A 17,748-nucleotide genomic window follows, 5' to 3' on the forward strand; every position below is an offset into this window, starting at 1 on the left:
TCAGCAAAATCTGTCGAATATCTGTGAAATTATGCTAACTAAACGAAAAATAATTCTCGTCACCGGCCTGTTCCTCTGTCTGCTCATATCGATCCGTTTAATTTGGATTTATATGACCCTCCCTCCCGATCATCCTGCGATCGTGCAAGGGCAATTGGATTTGCGGGGGTATAACCTGGCAGACTCGGAGGCCATCAGGCTGGATGGCGAATGGGAATTTTATGCTCATCAATTACGAATACGCGGCCCAGAAAATGCGGAAGCAGCCAAAGGGCAGGCGTTCATTCAGGTGCCTGGAAACTGGAATACGGTGTTATCCCCGCAGGCGGATTCAGCGTATGGTTACGGAACGTATCGTCTGCGTATATTCATCGATTCAGTTAAAAGCCAAACGTACGGCATCCGCTTGAAGAACATTCCGTCGGCTTCCGCCGTGTATGTGGACGGAGAGCTTGTGGCTCAAGCAGGACAGCCAGCACCAGAGGAGGAAGGCTACATAGCACGCAACGTGCCTTATTCAGCGTCCTTCATATCCGACAAGCCAGTGATCGATATTGCTATTCAAGTCGCGAACTATGATTCAGCGAGCTCGGGAGGCATTCTTGGCTTCATTTCATTTGGCACGGAGAAAGTGGTAAGCAAGGAAACGGCAGTTAGCCTCCATTTGCAAATAATAGTCGTTATTATTTATTTACTGCATACCGTGTATGCTTTTATTTTGTATTTTATTGGCTTGCGGCAGCGGGGCTTGCTGTTTTTCGCCGGCGCTATGTTCTTCTCTGCACTTTGGCTCCTAGTATCGGATGATATGCTGCTGATGGTCTGGCTGCCAATGAACAATGATTGGAGCTTAAAGATCCAGTTTCTTTCCTATATGGGTGCTGCAATATTTATGCTGGAATTTACGAAGCGCTTATTAACCGAATACCGGAATGTGCGAATTTTTCGCTGGTATACATCGCTCGGCATGTTGTTTGCGGTATATGTGCTGTTTGCGCCAGCCTCTTATGTATTAGCGGTAGCTGGCTTGCTCGGTATTTATATTTTGCTTCCCTTCCTCGTCAATCCGGTCATCACCTTGCGAACCGCGATGAGAAGCGATAAGGATGCGATTGCGCTGCTGCTCGGTGTGGCTGCGATGTCGAACAATATCATTTGGAGCGTTGCGAAGGATACAATTGGCGTAGAAAGCTCCTACTACCCAGTCGATCTGGTCGTCTCTTTTCTCGGGTTCGTAGCGTATTGGTTTAAGCAATACATTCATACCTTCGCCCAGTCGAAGCAGTTATCCGAGGAGCTGCAGCAGGCGGACAAGCAAAAGGATGATTTTCTGGCGAACACGTCCCATGAGCTGCGAAATCCGCTGCACGGCATGCTGAATATGACGCAAATTGTGCTGGATAGAGACAAGCAGGCGCTCAGTGATCAAAGCGTGAAGCAATTGGAGCTTATTTTAACGGTCGGCCGCCGGATGTCATTTATGTTGAATGATCTGATAGACTTGACCCAACTGAAAGAACAGCGTATTCGGCTGAATCGAGGCAGCCAGCAGGTACAGAGCGTCGCTGCTGGCGTAATCGACATGCTCCATTATATGGTGGAAGGCAAGCCTATTCGCCTCGCGAGTACGATTCCAGATGTATTTCCCCATGTCCTTGCGGATGAAAATCGTCTCATTCAAATTTTGTTTAATCTGCTGCATAATGCGATTAAATTTACGAGCGAAGGACATATTGCGATTCATGCCGTTCAGCAGGGGGGAATGGCGTACATAAGCATTGCCGATACAGGCATGGGAATGGATGAGGAGACGCAGCGCACGATTTTTGAACCGTATGAGCAGGGAGATTCGGGCATGACCGCTGCACCTGGCGGCGGAATTGGGCTTGGACTTAGCATTTGCAAGCATTTGGTCGAGCTGCATGGCGGAACGCTTGAGGTCCGTTCGCAGCCGGGGCAGGGCTCGATGTTTACTTTTACGCTGCCGCTGGCAGAAATGGGTGCTGCCGTAGAAGTGAGTAGCGACCATGACCATGAGCTGCTGCCGTCTGTTCCAGCTGCAGAAATGCTCGTTGCCGCTGCCGATGTCACAAACACAGCCTATCTAGGGGAGCAATCGCTAGAGCACACTGGCGATAGGCCTCTACCAACCCAAGCGAAAGATCGTCCAGCTATATTAGTGGTAGATGATGACACGGTTAATTTGCAGGTGCTCGAAAATATGCTTGGCGTGCGAGATTTTGACATTGTGTCGCTCACAAGCGGCAAGGAAGCACTAGCTCTGCTGGATTCGAGAAAGTGGGATTTGGTTATTACCGATATTATGATGCCTCATATGTCGGGATATGAGCTCACGCGCCTCATTCGCGAGCGTTATGCGCTCTCGGAGCTGCCGATTCTTCAGTTGACCGCACGCAATCGGGCGGAGGATATTGCCGCAGGCTTCCAGTCGGGAGCGAATGATTATGTAACGAAGCCGTCTAATGCGCTGGAGCTGAAATCGCGGGTAATGGCTTTAATCCATGTGAATCGATCGATGAATGAACGCCTTCGTATGGAAGCGGCCTGGCTGCAGGCGCAAATCCAGCCCCATTTTTTACTGAATTCGTTGAATGCGATTGCGGCTCTGAGTGTAATTGATTTGGACAAAATGCATGTGCTGCTCTTGGAGTTCAGCAACTACTTGCGGTCGAGCTTTGATTTTAGAAATTCAGAGCAGCTGATTCCTCTGGAGCGGGAGCTGGATTTTGTCCGTTCCTATTTATATATTGAGCAGCAGCGCTTCGGCAATAAATTGCAGCTACATTGGCAGGTGGAGGCCAGTCTGAAAAGTATGCTTCCGCCGTTGACGATCCAGCCATTAGTCGAAAATGCGGTGAGGCATGGCGTGATGAAGCGTGCTGCGGGCGGAAGTATTTCAGTGCAAGTGTTCGAACGCGATGATCAGGTGGAGGTTGCGATAATAGACGACGGTGTCGGCATGGATGCGGAGGTATTGGATAAGCTATTGGATAGAAGTTCCAGCGAGCAGCAGGGAATTGGGCTGCTAAACGTGGATCGGCGATTGAAGCAAATGTATGGACAAGGCTTGTTTATTCAAAGTGTATCTGGCCAAGGTACAACTGTGTCATTTAAGGTGATGAAGTAAGCAGGAGGGTTACAGCGGAATGGAGAGGAGAGGTTTGCCATTGTCTTTATCCACTGAGTATTTGCACTATGAGCCGTTTATTAAATCGCTGCCGCTGAAGTCTCGATATGAGCCTGCTGATTTGCTCGTTCCGGATTTGTTGATCGACCGAGAAGGGGAGGTTGAAATGTTCTATGCTCCTCACAACGAATACCGGAACAGCTCGGCGAGCCTTTTAATTGTCGGCATCACGCCCGGCTGGACCCAGATGGAGCTGGCCTACCGGACGGCAAAGCTCGCTTTGGAGCAAAATAAACCGGCGGACGAGGTGTGCAAAGCTGCCAAAATCGCCGCCCGATTTTCCGGTGCGATGCGCCGCAACCTGATGCAAATGCTGGACAGCCTGAAGCTGCCGGAGTATTTTGGCCTTCCAGACAGCGAGGCTTTGTTTGCTGAAAATAATCCGCTCCTGCATACGACTTCGCTGCTCAAATATCCGGTATTTGTAGCTGGGAAAAACTACACGGGGCATAAGCCCCCGCTTGCTGGCAATGCTTTCCTGCATAATTATGCGCTGAAATTTATTAAGGCTGAGCTAAAGCTGTTGCATAAGCCGCTTATTATTCCTTTGGGCAAAACCGTGGAAACGATGCTTAAAGAGCTTGTTGGCAGCAAGGAACTGGGGAATACGCTAGAGGACAAGCACTGCTTGTGGGGATTTCCCCATCCTTCCGGAGCCAATGGCCACCGACACAAGCAGTTCGCTGATGCGAGAGAGCAGATGGAGGCGAAGGTCGCCGCTTTTGCTGCTGAACGAAGTGGGCTGGCTTAGGTGTATTCAAAACAAATGACGGCCTTGCGCAGCTCTTTATCATAGAACAAAAATACATTATCCGCGCCATAAGCCTGAAAATAATATCCGGTTAAGGAGCCGATATAATCAAAGACTTCCCCGTTTGCTTTTTTGGGAACATGAAATAGATTGGTGTTTTCAAACTTGCGGAGCTCTTTTATCGATTCATTATATTTTTGCATAAATTCTTGGGCTTCATCGGACATAAAGGCGATATCGTCCCATATGCCATTAATTTCGGGATAGCTTAGTCCCCACCCATCCGCTTGCTTCTTGTTAAAATCCGCTAACAGTTCCTCAGCAGAGGCGAATTGTTCGCTAAATCGGGAGTAAGGGTAAATCTTCTGATTGTTTTGGTAATATTGCTTGCGGATATGATAATCCAAATCATTTTGCGCATAGGCAGCCTTCAAATCCTCATCGATTTCACTGTCTGCTGAATGCTCCTGCTGATGCAAGGTGAAGTAATTCCAGTCTGCCTCAAATTTATATTTCCCATCTATTACATCAAAACCTAGCATATCTTCTTTCGTGAAAAGGGTATGGTAGTTTTTCGTGCTGTCACCCACACAGCCATCATAAATTTCCTTGGCTGATATAATATGCAGCCACTCATCAAGCTCGGGATCGATGCATTTTAAATGAATCGAGCAAAGGGGCAAAAAGTGCTGGCGATGCTTTTCAATATCGTCATAGAAAACATCCTCATAAGCGGGAAACGGCTTAATAAAGGCTTCAGGAATGTTCATCCGGCAGTGTACCTCCGACCTGTTGGTTAATTTGTGGTTATGAAATGGATTCTACTCTTATAGTAAACGATCAGAGCTGAAAGCAAAACAGGCCGCCTAAAAGATTCACATAAATGTCCTAGTCTGTTGACTTTGTGAATCTAATTAGGATATCATCTAATTAGATAATTATTAAATTAGATATGAGCTAAATAAGACGCGTCTGACATTCGGTCTGGAGGTGGAAGTAGATGCAATTGGACAAAGTAGTCGCTTACCATAAAGCGCTTGCAGATCCAACCAGGATCAAACTATTAATTTTGCTATCGGAAGGAGAGCTTAATGGCCAGGTTTTAGCCGAAAAGCTAGGTGTCTCTCCAGCTACGATAACCCATCATGCTGCAAAGCTGCGTGAAGCAAGCTTGATTAATGAGCGAAGAGATAAAAATACGATCTTCTTTTCTTTAAATCACTACTTCATCAAAAGTAGTGCCACTGCTGCTGCGGAGTTAATTTACAAAAACACAAAAGTAAAAGGAGGTGGGGATATTTTGGAGGATGACAAAAACAAGCGGCTTCAGCAGTCTGTCGTTAAAAACTTTTTCACATTAGACAATAAATTAAAGCACGTACCCGCGCAGCTTAAGAAAAAGCTGATCGTATTGGAGCACCTAGTGTCTCGACTTGAGACCGGGCGCAAATACAGCGAAAAGGAAATCAATGCATTCATTAAAAGTTATCATGAAGATTTCGCCACCATACGCAGGGAATTTATCATGCACCAATTCATGTTCAGAGAAAACGAAATTTACGAATTGAACCCGCCTGAGATGTGGGCGAAATGGGAAAATCTAGCGTGAGAATATGCTCTATTTTAAGCTAAAGAAGGTGTAGAAGCTGATTCACTTAAAGTTAGTATCTGATCCGCTCTCGACAGAAAGTATAAACATTCAAAAGGCGATTATGAATTCACAGCCTCTGTTTAATCTCTTAGTCCTTGGTAAACGACTCCAAACGGACGAAGAGATTAGGGAAGAAAACAAGAAAAATCTCGAACATGGCGAAAAAATGTTTCACTTGATTGAAAATAACGAATGCGTTGGAATTATGACGTATCTTCCGCAAAATCCTAATGATCATCATCCGTGGATTGGACTGCTTATTATTCATAAGGAGCATGAAGGGGCAGGAATCGGAACGCTTGCATTGAAATTGTTAGAAGAAGAATGGGTAGAACAGTGCATAGACAAAGTCAGACTTTGTGTTCAGCTTGGCAACCATAACGGGGCTTCATTTTGGAATAAGAATGGGTTTCATAAAATCAGCGATGGTTTGGACAATCACAATAATCAAATTGATATCTACGAAAAAATTTATAGAAATGAGGAGGAGTGTGTGATGCCACAAGTGGTTCGCTTAAAGGTACATCCGTTATCCGATATCGCTCATCTTAAGGTTCATGGCCGGACGACTGGCCAACTTGATCCGTTAACGTTATTTTGGACGGGAAGCTCGGTGGAATTAAATGCGCAAGGATCTGAGCTTTGGGTTGAAGTCGAGGTGAATTACGACCAGTATGAGCCTTGGATCAGCATCCTGATTAACGGTGTGCCGGTCAGCAGACAAATGTTAACGGCGGGCAGGTACTGGATTTGTATTTTTAGAGGCATGACTAAGGCCGCCATTAAAAATGTTCGTATCGTAAAGGATGTACAGGCGATGAGCGCGGATTCGGGCTGCCTCCTGCAGATTCACGCTGTGAAGTTTGACGGTGAATTTACATCGATTGCAGCCAAACCCTATCGCATCGAATTTATAGGCGACAGCATTACTTCTGGAGAAGGGACCATCGGAGCGAAAGCGGAGACGGACTGGATTCCGATGTGGTTTAGCGCCATTGACAATTATACGGCGATGACAGCGGAAGCGCTGAATGCTGACTACCGTGTCCTTTCACAAAGCGGATGGGGCGTACTTACGAGCTGGGATAACAACCCGCATGCCAATCTTCCTGATTATTACGAACAGGTTTGCGGTCTTCTTACTGGGGAGAACAATAAAGCTTTAGGCGCGCACGAAAAAAATGATTTTGACTCCTGGCAGCCGGATGTCGTCGTCGTGAATTTGGGAACGAATGATGACGGCGCTTTTCATTCTCCGGAATGGGTAGATACAGTTACTGGCAAAGCTTACAAACAGCGGTTAAAGGCTGATGGCACGTATGACGAAGAGGATTTAGCGGCAATTGAGGAGGCAGCGGTGAGCTTTCTAATCAAAATTAGAAAATATAACCCAAATGCCCCTATCATATGGGCCTACGGCATGCTGGGTCAACCGATGATGCCGGCTATCTACCGTGCTGTAAATGCTTATCGGATGCAAACAGGGGATAAGCAGGTATCCATTTTTCAGCTTCCCAATACGACGGATGACACATTAGGCGCAAGACAGCATCCCGGCAGATTAGCCCATGCGAAAGCAGCCAGTGAGCTGGCGGGTTATATCAAAGAAGTTTTGCGTTCCTCTAAGCCTTAGTCGGGCGAAACATTGCTACAACCATTACCACAAGCAGCGGAACGAACAGCACCAGCCCCGTCCATATCGGATGAATTTCTGTGACAATGCGAGCCCACTGGGTGTTGCTGTCATAAGTGACAAGCCCCATCAGAAAACCCGCCAGTGCCAGCGGCATAATGATGACATTGTTGTCCTTTATGCCGCAAAGCTTGGCCATAAAGAGGCTGAGCACATAGAGGGAAAGCGTAGCTTTCATATAAGAGCCGAGAATGAGCGACATGCCGATAACGGACTCAATGCGTTGGATTATTTCCTGAAATTCAATAAGCCGGGCTACGGAAAACAGCATATAGGGCCCCGCCCCTGCAACCGGACCGAATACCATTAATGCACACACCGTCACAGCGCAGAGTACTAGCAAGCTGGCTGCGAAGGAGATGGACATCGTCGTCATCAGCTTCTTGTTCAGCTTGTGCCCTGCGGCGAAGGGCAGCAGCATGCCGAATAAAAATACTTCGGAGAACGGGAAGCCGAACGTATAATAGGCTCCAGCCGCTACAGGCGTCAGTCCTTTAGGCAGCAGCGGAAGCAGCTGCTCAGGACGGTATTCAGGGATCGCAAACAGCAGTACGATGAAAATGAAAAAGGATGTTAATAGCATAATCAGAGTGAACATTCGTGCAATCACTTCTATTCCTGCGCGGGCCGTCACAGCAGAAATGATAAAAATAAGGGAAGTAAAGGCGTACATCGGTGTTTCCCTCATCATCGCCCCAATCATGAACTGGCCTACGCCTACAACAATAGCTGCCTGCATTTGCAATAAATACGAGATAGTCAGCAGCCCTAACAGCACCGTCAGTACGTTGCCAATCATCTTGCGGCTGTAATCAATGTAATCCTGGCCGGGAAATCGGCGATTTAAATACAGCAGCATCATTAGGATGCCAAACCCGATCGCTCCAGACAGCAGCAGGGAAAGCCAAGCGGCGGCACCTGCTTTTCCAATCAGCGGGCCAGGCACAAAAATAATCGAGGAGCCGGTCAAGAATACGAATAAAAGCACGCCCATTTGAAAAGAACTGACCTTTTGTTTATTCAAGCTGATTCTGCTCCTTTCCTCGCCCAACCTAGCCTTTCACCCCCAGCATGCTGCTAATCTGTTTGGCAGGCCCGCCCAATAGCTGCTCAACGACGTCGAAATAATCGAACCAGTCTTTGTTCAAGACATAATCTATACTCATATACAGGCATGCCGCTGTAATAAATGAATAGAGCCAAACTGCGGGGCCTTTCATCTTCCCGCGTAGAGTGAGGCTGTCATACAGCAGCATGCCCCCGAATAAAACTGTAGCAATCAGTGCCCGCTCCCACATCAACATCATCCTTCCCGCCTTGCTACGATGCAGGTTTGCTGTTCATCGTCCCGCCCGTAACGAGTTTAAACTCTACCTTCACATCAATCGGCAGCTCCGCAAAGCGCTCATCCCAGTCTGGCTGAAGCTTGTGCCACGCCCCCGGGCTCTGGCGGTATATTTGGTTGCCGATGCCGATAACCTCCAGCTTATTTTTTTGCAAAAATTTTAACGTCGCTGAAGTTTGTCTCAATAGAGCAGCGCTAAATTTTTCGAGGAAGGCTTGCTCATCCTTTTTGGAAACAATAGCTGTGCATTTTAGCTCTGTAATGGCTAGCTCCCCTTTAATTCGGTAGCTGACTATGGGATTTCCATCCTTCATTGTTACTTTGCTTGCTGTACGCAGAGCCAGCACTTCCGCTGTTTCTTTCTCGCCCTTCATGCCTTCGCAAGGAATCTCCAGCACACCGGAATGGTATTCATTTCGTAAAGCGAGCAGCCCCTCTACCTTATCGGGAGGCATTACCTTCTTCATTTTTCCGTTCTTGATTAAGGCAAGCCCCGCTGTGGACAACGTCTGCTCCGGATTAGAATTTCTGTAAACATAGGAGATTACCGTGTCTGGATGCGCGCTTTCCTGTTGAAGAAGCAAATCGAGCAGGGAGGTGTCCATTGTTTTCGCCGCATTGAGATAGGAGAACTCTTCTGTTCGAAGAATTTGCTGCGCTGTCGTCTGCTCAATGAGCGGCTGCTTCTCGAGCAGCTTGTGAGCGGGTCCTTTGGATATAAGCAGCTTGACGCTGCTGCGCGGTTCATGGTCACGATAAAAAATATCGAGTGTTTTTCCGAGATCCTGATTTCTCGCCAGCTTCTCACCGACGATAATGACTCGCGTATGGCTCCATTGGGCTTTACGGCCCAAATGGATCGGAATATCGCGTATCGCCTCCATTACGGTATCATCTTGCGTATGAATGCTTACGCTGGACGTTTGCGTGGTTGCGGATTTGCCGGTTTCTACGGAGGCGGGACGATAAATTTGGGTGAGCATTTCGATTTTTCCGTCCTTCGTTTCGTCGAGGGCAACGCCCATCACAAAACCGCGCTCGGTCAGCTCGTATTTGCTCCAGCAGCCCGTTAGCAGCATGAAACTCATGAATAGAGAGGCAATCAGTAAAATGCCGGTTTGTTTTTTCATGCAGATCCCATCTCTTTGATTTTTTGAGCTTCTTAATGCTTATGCAAATTTTGCGGCTTGCGCAGCAGCTTTTTGAGCGAGATTCTCATAATGACATCTCGAAGCTCGACCAGCCGAAAAGGAGCGAGCGGAGCCATATAAGGCTGACCAAGCGACCTAAGCTTGCACAGATGCAGCAAAATGAACAAGAAGCAAATCATCATGCCGAAGCCCCCGAGCAGCGCAGCGCAAAGCATGAGCGGAAACCGCAAAATACGGAGCGCAATCGCGATGCCATATTGCGGAATAGAGAAGGAGGCGATACCCGTCAGCGCCACCACGATAACCATAATCGGTGATGCAATTCCTGCACTAATCGCGGCATCTCCAATGACAAGGGCTCCAACGATGCTCACAGCGGAGCCGACAGTCCGGGGCAAGCGAACGCCTGCCTCACGCATAAGCTCAAAAAAGAACTCCATCAGCAGCGCTTCGAAAAAGGCTGGCAGCGGCAGACCCTCGCGTGCATTCAATACTGCTAATAGAAGCACGGTAGGAATCAGCTCAGGATGAAAGGTAGATAGCGCAATATAAATGCTTGGCAGCGATAAGGCGATAATAAAAGCGAGAATGCGCAGCCAGCGAATCATCGTAGAGATGATCGTCCGTTGGTAATAATCCTCGCTCGATTGGAAAAACTCGGTGAACAACCCGGGACAAAGCAGCATGCCGCCTGTTCCCTGCACCAGCACGACGATTTTTCCCTTTAGCAAACCGGCTACAGCCATATCGGTTCTTTCTGTATAACGATGCTGAGGAAAGGGGGAGTAGCTGGAATCTTCAATAAGCTGCTCAATATAGGACGTTTCCAAAACATCTACCGTCTTAATGAGCTCCATTCGCTTCTTAAACTCGGCGAGCATCTCAGTATCCACTTTGCCTTCCAAATATCCGAAGGCGACGGTTGTGTTGGTATCGCCGCCACCGCTCATTAGCTCAATTTTGAATTTTGGCGTCTTCAGCCGCAGCCGCAGCAGTCCTAAATTTTTCTGCAAGTTTTCAACGGTGCTTTCCCGCGGCCCTTGCACGACCGATTCATTGACGGGCTCATTGACCTGTCTTGTCTCAACGGACTGGGCTTTAAAGCTGAGTGCCTGATTCCAGCCGTCGAATAAAATCAGCAGCTGTCCGCTGGAAATACCGTCTACGACAGCATCTAAATCGTTTACGAGCTGTACTTTTTTACCGGAAGGGCCATGATTCTCGAAAAAAAAGCGGACGTCCTCAATGCCAGCTTCCATTCCAGGTCCGACCTCATGCGTTACAAGATCCTGCAGCGATATTTTCATATAGTTAATGGTATCGTCTTGAATAAGCGAGCTGTAATAGATCGAGCATGCTTTATGCAACATATCGGGACCGTAATGCCAATGCATAAAGATGATGTCGGAGCTGCGGTCAAAGACAGATTCCAGATAACGAAGATTATCCTCCAGTATGGAGGTGAGCGGATGCTTCCCATCGCCACTGCCTGATTGACCACTTTGTGGTACGGTTGGCATCGTTTCCTGGGTGCTTGTCCCCGTATGGCTATTCTCGGTTGTCATGTGCGTTCACCTAGTTTCCATGTCCTGGTTTCTTACATTTACCAGTATGGCTTGCCGCCTGGAAAACTATACGACATAAAAAGACAACGCCCGCAGGGGAGTTGTCTTGATTTTTAAATTATTGCTGCGCGAGCAGCGGGGCAATGTGATGACGGAAAACATCTGCGGGAGGCTTGCCTCTTTTTAGCCTGTCATTGGTGATGACTGCGACGATATTGAGGCGGGGGATGACGGTAATCGTCTGTCCGCCGAAGCCTAAAGCATAATAAAAATCGAAAGCAGAAGGCGAAGCGGATTCCGAACTTGCAGCAAAAGAATCGACCCACCAATGCCAGCCGTACTGGCCAGGGCGAGGAGATTCAGCGGCTATTGCAGGATAGACGGAGCGCTCTATTAAAGTTTGGGGGATAAGCTGCTGCCCATTCCATGTACCTTGCTGCAAATACAGCTGGCCCAGCTTCAGCATATCGGCTGGAAGCAGCCGCAGTCCAAAGCCGCCTGTATGAATGCCCTGCGGATCATGCTCCCATTCATATTGGGAAATGCCTAGCGGCTGGAACAGGTAGCGTTCGGCAAATGCAGCAGTGGTCATCTCGCTTGCTTGTACGAGAATGGCAGACAGCATTTGTGAGATGCCGGAGTTGTATTCCATGCGCGAGCCAGGCTCATCCGATAACGGCTGCTCCAAGGCAAATTGAATCCAGTTTGACGTTTGCGTCATGCGGGGGAAGGAGTTTTGTCCGCCGAACTCCGTCCAGTTGAAGCCGGCAGACATCGTCAATAGATGCTCCAGCGTAATCGTTTGTTTTCGCGGGTCAGAATCTTCGGCAAGCTGGGGGAAAAATAAAGCGGCTGGCGTCGATGCCTCTGGCAGCAGCTGCTTGTCCATCGCGATACAAATCAGGGCAGAAACGACGCTTTTTGTACAGGAATTAACTTTTGCAATTTCTTCTCTCGTACGATCATTTCGGTAATGCTCGATAATAAGCTCCCCATTATAAGACACCAGGCAGCTCCTTAAGTCCAGCGGCTCAATAGCCGGGAGCAGTGATGACAGGTTCATCTGTATTTCCCTACTTTCCTCATCCATCTCGTTCTTTCGATTATAGGGGGTTAGCGGAAAAGAAACAAATGGAAGGATGAGCGATTAGGTACGGGCTCTCTGATTCCCGCTTTGTAATTTAAGGCTGGCTGCTGAATGCATAACGAATTTAGCCATGAAGCTGCTTGACTACTGTTCATATTGTTCATCGATATATGATTAAAATTCATATATTGAACTGATATATACTTTATGTTAATATAAACTTGCGTAAAGAGATTTGCAAAGAAGGTGGGGAATTTTTTGAACAGCCAAGATGTGATTTTAGGAATTTTAATGGATGAAAATTGTTCGGGCTACGAAATCAAGCACAAATTTGAAACGCTGTTTTCGTATTTTTACAATGCCAGCTATGGGACGATTTATCCGACGCTCGGCAAGATGGAGAAGCAGGGATTAATTACGAAGGAGAGCATTTTGCAGGATGGCAAGCCAAATAAAAATGTGTATACGATTACGGAAGCGGGCCGGGAACAGTTTATGCTGTATTTAAAAAGCGATATCCAGGCTGTGGAAACGAAATCCGATTTTATGGTGAGGCTCGTTTTTGGAAAATGGGCAGATCAGGAGCAAGTGATTCAATGGCTCGAGAAAACGATTGCCAAACAGGAGGAAGAGATTGCCCAATTAACGGCTGATTATGCAAATTGGAAACCCAACATGAATGCCACCCAAGAACTGTGTATCACAATCGGTATTGCCAATCAGGAGAGCTCCCATCGAATTTTAGTAGAAGGATTGCAAAAGCTGAAAGCTCAATTATAAGGAGAAGGGGTTCAACATGAACAAGGAAAAAACAGGGCTGATCGTATTGGCAATGGCACTCGGCCTGCTAATGTCGTCTCTCGACAACACGATTACCTCTGCGGCACTGAGCCATATTATTAAAGACATTGGCGGATTTGAGCAGGTCAGCTGGGTATTTACCGCCTATATGCTCGCGTCAACGAGCATGATGCTCGTTTTTGGCAAAATGTCCGATTTATTCGGCCGCAAGCTATTTTATCTCATTGGCATATCGATATTCCTCCTTGGTTCAGCCTTATGCGGCATGGCGCAGGATATTACTCAACTAATCGTGTTCCGTGCTATTCAAGGAATTGGTGCGGGAGCGCTGCTGCCGATCAGCTTTACGATCATTTACACGGTATTTGCCGATCCGAAGCAAGCTTCCAAAATGGCCGGCGTTTTTGCAGGTATCTTCGGCTTGTCTTCAGTTGCAGGACCGCAAATCGGGACGCTGTTATCAGAGGCGTGGGGCTGGAGATGGTGCTTTTACGTCAATGTTCCGATTGGGATCTTGTCCTTCCTTGTATTGCTCTTTGCCCTCAAGGAATCCCGTTCGGAGCGAAAGCCAAAAATCGATTATTTAGGTACGGCTTTCCTCATTATTTGCACCATCTCCTTGATGCTCGCTTTGGAGTGGGGTGGGAAGGACTACGCCTGGACGTCTTGGCAAATTTTATCGCTGTTTGCGGTGTCGATTATCGTGGGCATGCTGTTTATATCCGTTGAGCTGCGGGCAGAGGAGCCGATATTGCCATTAGTTTTGTTCAAAAATCGGATGGTCGTCGGGCTATGTCTCGCCTGTCTCTGTCAGGGAGCGATTATGTTTTCGGCCATTGCTTATTTGCCGATTTTCTCAACTGCCGTATTAGGGCAGGAAAACTCCAACGCTTTGTTGACTCCGATGATGGTTTCGTTAATATCCGGAGCGGTTTTGTTTGGCTTTTTGCAATCCAAATTTGCTTATCGAACGCTTATTGCTTTCACAATGACAGCGGGAGTTATCGTCAGCTACTTGCTCAGTACGGTTAGCCATGATGCTTCCAAGTGGTATATGATGGGTCTTATGATACTGCTTGGGCTCGGAGCTATCGGCCCTTTGATGAGCATGTCACAGACAGCTATGGCGGCAAGCGTGGAACGCAAATACATCGGTATTAGCTCGTCCATCGTTGGTTTCTGGCGCAGCATTGGCGGCGTTCTCGGCGCATCAATCATGGCGACCATAGTCAACAATAACTTGAAGACGCTGCTGTCGGATGGAGCGGCTGAGCACCATATTCCACAGGATCAGATTGCGACGCTGGCGAATCCAGAGCAACTTGTGCGAGGGGCCGGCAATGTTCCGCAAGATATTGTTGCTTTCGTGCGTGATTCTTTGGGAACCGCGATAAACCATGGATTTATGCTAAGTATTGTCTTCGCTGTTCTTGGCATTGTGGCGGCCTTCGTTGCAGGCCCAGGCAGGCAAAGCATTCCTAATGCACAATCCGCTGCCAAGCAGGCTTCATGAGCAGGTTAACTAAGCTGTATAGTTCCAGAGCCTGAAGGTAAGGTGGTCGCATGAGGTTTAAGGTCCAATATGATGGTTTGGGAACAACAAGAACGACGAGCGTTGGGCTCGCCGTTCACCTGGAGGTATTGAATTGCTGCCGGGGATTTTGAAGCAATAGCAGCTTAAAGGATTTATAGCGAGCTCAATAAATAAAACAAGCCTTTGCATTCCATTTGGAACGCGAAGGCTTGTTTTATTTCAAGAGAAGTACTGCCAAGTGTTATCTTAGTACATTGCGAATATCGCAGCAAAAATAAAGCCACCTACGCCAAGCACCGTCAGAAACAGTGGAGGAGCGGATAAAATAATGCCTGCAATCGCCATGCCTTTGCCGCTGGAGGAACGTTTGGAGGCCAAACCGAATATAAATCCGAGCAGGCTGAAAATGAAAATGAGAATAGCAGAAATTATGACGCTTGCCATTCCAGCTGTATCACTGGCATATGGATTTAGTGCCGTTCCGATAAAACTAAACAAGCCTCCAACGCACAGCAATACGCTGATAATGCCAAAAATAAGCGATATAATCGCTAAGGCCAGCCTATTTTTTGGCTGATTCTTGTTCGCTGCTGGTGCAGCCTGTGGTGCGGGTTGCCCAGCAGCTGGAGGAGCGGCTTGACGTGCTGCTGCAGTTGCTTGTCCGGCAGCAACTCGCGGATTGGCAACTGGCCGCCCTGTTTGGGCACTGGTAGGTCGCGCTGCCGAGGGTTGCCCAGGTCTATAGGTCGTCGTTCCTGGTCTTCTAGGCGGTGTTTGCAAGAATAGGACTCCCATCTATAGTTATATAGTCTCTCTATACCTTTCAACATTCGTCAAAGTTTTCCAAAATCCTTTTTTGGGATAATTATTTTTTATTTATATTATTTTATATTAGCTTGCTACTAAACTAGACTGCCATTAAACAAGAATAGATTTAGTAAACGCCATGATTATGGGAGACAAAGAGCAAATGAATTAGCGTAATCTAACATAGAAGGTTAGAAGAAATTTCCAAAAATCTCAAAAAAAGCTTCACAAATGATAGACTCTCGTAGTAATATGAAATCAGCTCCAAGGGTTTGCAAATATTTCCTTATTAGGTGGGTGATAGGTTTGAACTTGACTGCCAGCAAAAAAAGGTAAACGGTCCGTCGCAATCGTCTCTCATCCCAGATAACAGCTTTGGCATCCGCCTGAATGAACAATCAACAGGAATTCGCTCGCACTTATAACCTAGTATTCATATTGGAGGAGTGTATTTTATGAAAAAGAAAGTAGCTTCTATTGTTGCAGGTATGCTCGTATTTGGTTCATTCGCTTCGATTGTCGCAGCGGAAGAAAATAATGATTCAAGTGATTTTTTCGCTGATTCCTCGCAAATTTTCATTACGGCGCCTGATTGGGTAGCTCCTTTGGCTGTATCGCCTGAGGAAAAGGTATGGGGCTATTTGGAAAGTGTAAGAGACCAATTGAATGTTGGCGAAGAGGGCAATATTCGTGATCATTTCCGTATTGTAGAACAGCAGACCAATAGTTCAACGGGAACGATCCATTTTAGGCTGAGCCAATATGCATCAGGCATTCCTGTATATGGTGCCGATCAAACGCTTCATGTTGACAGTGAGGGGCAAGTGACTTCACTGCTTGGAAGCGTTGTTGAAAATGTGCAGGACAAGCTTCCGCAAACGATCGCTCCGGTCATTCCGATTAGCGAAGCAGATGCGATTGCCGCTGCCGAGGCTGATGTATCGCAGGAGTATGGCACGCTTGGCGAGCCGCAAACGACTCCTAAAGCAGAATTATATTATTTTGTGCAGGATGGCGAACCGGTGCTGTCTTATATTACAGAAGTGAACGTGCTGGAGCCTGAGCCGCTGCGGGTTAGATATTTTATCGCGGCAGAGACAGGCAGCGTATTGTTTAAATATAATATTTTACATGAAATAACAGGTTCGGGAACAGGTGTGAACGGCGATAGCAAAACGTTTGAAACGAGGCTCGTGGGTTCCTCTTATCAGCTGTACGATGCAACGCGCGGGGGTGGCATTGCAACCTACAATGCAAATAATGGAATCTCGCTACCGGGGACGCTCTTCTCCCGATCAACGAACATTTGGACGGATGGGGCTGCTGTTGACGCTCATGCTTATGCAGCAAAAACCTATGATTATTATTGGCAGAAATTCGGCCGCAACAGCTTGAACAACAATGGTCTTCAGCTCCGTTCCACCGTACATTATTATACGAACTATAACAATGCCTTCTGGAATGGCGTACAAATGGTGTACGGCGATGGCGATGGCGTAACCTTTAAGCCGTTGTCTGGCGATTTGGATGTAGTTGGTCATGAGTTCACGCATGGCGTAACCGAATATACGGCTAATTTGGAGTATTACGGCGAGTCGGGAGCTATTAACGAATCGATCTCCGATATTATCGGCAATTCCATTGAAGGGGATAACTGGCTGATCGGGGATGATGTATACACGCCAAACATTCCAGGCGATGCGATTCGCTCGCTTGCTGATCCGACTTTGTATAATCAGCCCGCACATTACAGCAACCGCTATACGGGTTCCGCTGACAATGCCGGCGTGCATATCAATAGCGGCATTAACAATAAGGCGTTTTATTTGCTTGCACAAGGCGGAACGTTCAGTGGGGTGAGTGTTACGGGTATCGGCAGGGAGCAAGCGGTACAAATTTACTACAATGCGCTGGTGTACTATTTGTCGACCTTCTCTAATTTCTCCGCTACGCGTGCAGCAGTCATCCAATCGGCAACAGAGCTGTACGGCGCAACTTCTACGCAAGTAGCATCGGTTAAACAAGCTTATAATGCGGTAGGCGTATATTAATAGAATAGAAGTACAATGAAATAGAATAGGAAAGAAAGGCCAATCAGAAACTTCTGGTTGGTCCTTTTTATGGAAAAAATTTATAAGCTACATCATGAAAAGCT

The 17,748-nt window shown here is 47.3% G+C and carries 14 protein-coding genes and 1 pseudogene; 8 read left to right on the top strand and 7 right to left on the bottom strand.

The features are described from left to right. Positions 1-31 precede the first annotated feature (31 nt). Entirely contained in the window at positions 32-3,148 is a 3,117-nt protein-coding gene (locus AC50Y5_RS08385) for a hybrid sensor histidine kinase/response regulator (protein ID WP_494859785.1), read from the top strand. A 40-nt stretch (positions 3,149-3,188) separates the two neighbouring features. Then, the gene (locus AC50Y5_RS08390; protein ID WP_494859786.1) at positions 3,189-3,959 is read left to right on the top strand and encodes a uracil-DNA glycosylase family protein; all 771 of its coding nucleotides are present in this window, start codon (positions 3,189-3,191) and stop codon (positions 3,957-3,959) included. On the opposite strand, the gene AC50Y5_RS08395 is transcribed toward AC50Y5_RS08390, so the two are convergent. Next, positions 3,956-4,729: a siderophore biosynthesis protein gene (locus AC50Y5_RS08395; RefSeq protein WP_494859788.1), complete on the bottom strand. Its 774-nt coding sequence runs from the start codon at positions 4,727-4,729 to the stop codon at positions 3,956-3,958. The genes AC50Y5_RS08390 and AC50Y5_RS08395 overlap by 4 nt on opposite strands. 230 nt (positions 4,730-4,959) lie before the next feature. Here AC50Y5_RS08395 and AC50Y5_RS08400 point away from each other — a divergent pair, with 230 nt between their 5' ends. From AC50Y5_RS08400 to AC50Y5_RS08410, 3 genes and pseudogenes are all read left to right on the top strand, one after another. After that, a complete protein-coding gene (locus tag AC50Y5_RS08400) occupies positions 4,960-5,568 on the top strand; it encodes a DUF2087 domain-containing protein (RefSeq protein ID WP_494859790.1) in 609 nt (202 codons plus the stop codon). A gap of 103 nt (positions 5,569-5,671) precedes the next feature. Beyond that, positions 5,672-6,010 (top strand): annotated as a pseudogene (locus AC50Y5_RS08405) (GNAT family N-acetyltransferase); the annotation flags it as partial. A 96-nt stretch (positions 6,011-6,106) separates the two neighbouring features. Further along, positions 6,107-7,243: an SGNH/GDSL hydrolase family protein gene (locus AC50Y5_RS08410; RefSeq protein ID WP_494860672.1), complete on the top strand. Its 1,137-nt coding sequence runs from the start codon at positions 6,107-6,109 to the stop codon at positions 7,241-7,243. Here the strand turns inward: AC50Y5_RS08410 and AC50Y5_RS08415 are convergent. From AC50Y5_RS08415 to AC50Y5_RS08435, 5 genes are all read right to left on the bottom strand, one after another. Continuing rightward, positions 7,233-8,327, bottom strand: coding sequence for a GerAB/ArcD/ProY family transporter (locus AC50Y5_RS08415; protein ID WP_494859792.1), 1,095 nt, complete (start codon positions 8,325-8,327; stop codon positions 7,233-7,235). The two genes, AC50Y5_RS08410 and AC50Y5_RS08415, sit on opposite strands and share 11 nt — an antisense overlap. Positions 8,328-8,355: 28 nt before the next feature. Next, positions 8,356-8,610: a hypothetical protein gene (locus AC50Y5_RS08420; protein WP_155972681.1), complete on the bottom strand. Its 255-nt coding sequence runs from the start codon at positions 8,608-8,610 to the stop codon at positions 8,356-8,358. Between the two features lie 13 nt (positions 8,611-8,623). Continuing rightward, positions 8,624-9,778: a Ger(x)C family spore germination protein gene (locus tag AC50Y5_RS08425; protein ID WP_056028229.1), complete on the bottom strand. Its 1,155-nt coding sequence runs from the start codon at positions 9,776-9,778 to the stop codon at positions 8,624-8,626. A gap of 32 nt (positions 9,779-9,810) precedes the next feature. Further along, entirely contained in the window at positions 9,811-11,364 is a 1,554-nt protein-coding gene (locus AC50Y5_RS08430; RefSeq protein ID WP_235532996.1) for a spore germination protein, read from the bottom strand. Between the two features lie 118 nt (positions 11,365-11,482). Beyond that, the gene (locus AC50Y5_RS08435) at positions 11,483-12,427 is read right to left on the bottom strand and encodes a serine hydrolase domain-containing protein (RefSeq protein WP_494859794.1); all 945 of its coding nucleotides are present in this window, start codon (positions 12,425-12,427) and stop codon (positions 11,483-11,485) included. Between the two features lie 282 nt (positions 12,428-12,709). On the opposite strand from AC50Y5_RS08435, the gene AC50Y5_RS08440 reads away from it, so the two are divergent. Both AC50Y5_RS08440 and AC50Y5_RS08445 read left to right on the top strand, forming a co-directional pair. Next, a complete protein-coding gene (locus AC50Y5_RS08440; protein ID WP_081418542.1) occupies positions 12,710-13,231 on the top strand; it encodes a PadR family transcriptional regulator in 522 nt (173 codons plus the stop codon). A gap of 16 nt (positions 13,232-13,247) precedes the next feature. Then, the gene (locus AC50Y5_RS08445; protein ID WP_056028224.1) at positions 13,248-14,765 is read left to right on the top strand and encodes a DHA2 family efflux MFS transporter permease subunit; all 1,518 of its coding nucleotides are present in this window, start codon (positions 13,248-13,250) and stop codon (positions 14,763-14,765) included. A 267-nt stretch (positions 14,766-15,032) separates the two neighbouring features. Here AC50Y5_RS08445 and AC50Y5_RS08450 read toward each other — a convergent pair whose 3' ends face one another. Further along, on the bottom strand, positions 15,033-15,566 hold the full coding sequence (locus AC50Y5_RS08450; RefSeq protein WP_056028220.1) for an Asp23/Gls24 family envelope stress response protein: 534 nt from the start codon (positions 15,564-15,566) through the stop codon (positions 15,033-15,035). A 482-nt stretch (positions 15,567-16,048) separates the two neighbouring features. Here AC50Y5_RS08450 and AC50Y5_RS08455 point away from each other — a divergent pair, with 482 nt between their 5' ends. After that, positions 16,049-17,644, top strand: a complete 1,596-nt coding sequence (locus AC50Y5_RS08455) for a M4 family metallopeptidase (protein WP_494859797.1) — start codon at positions 16,049-16,051, stop codon at positions 17,642-17,644. Positions 17,645-17,748: the final 104 nt, after the last annotated feature.

Source organism: Paenibacillus sp. JT22N7 (assembly GCF_059383875.1).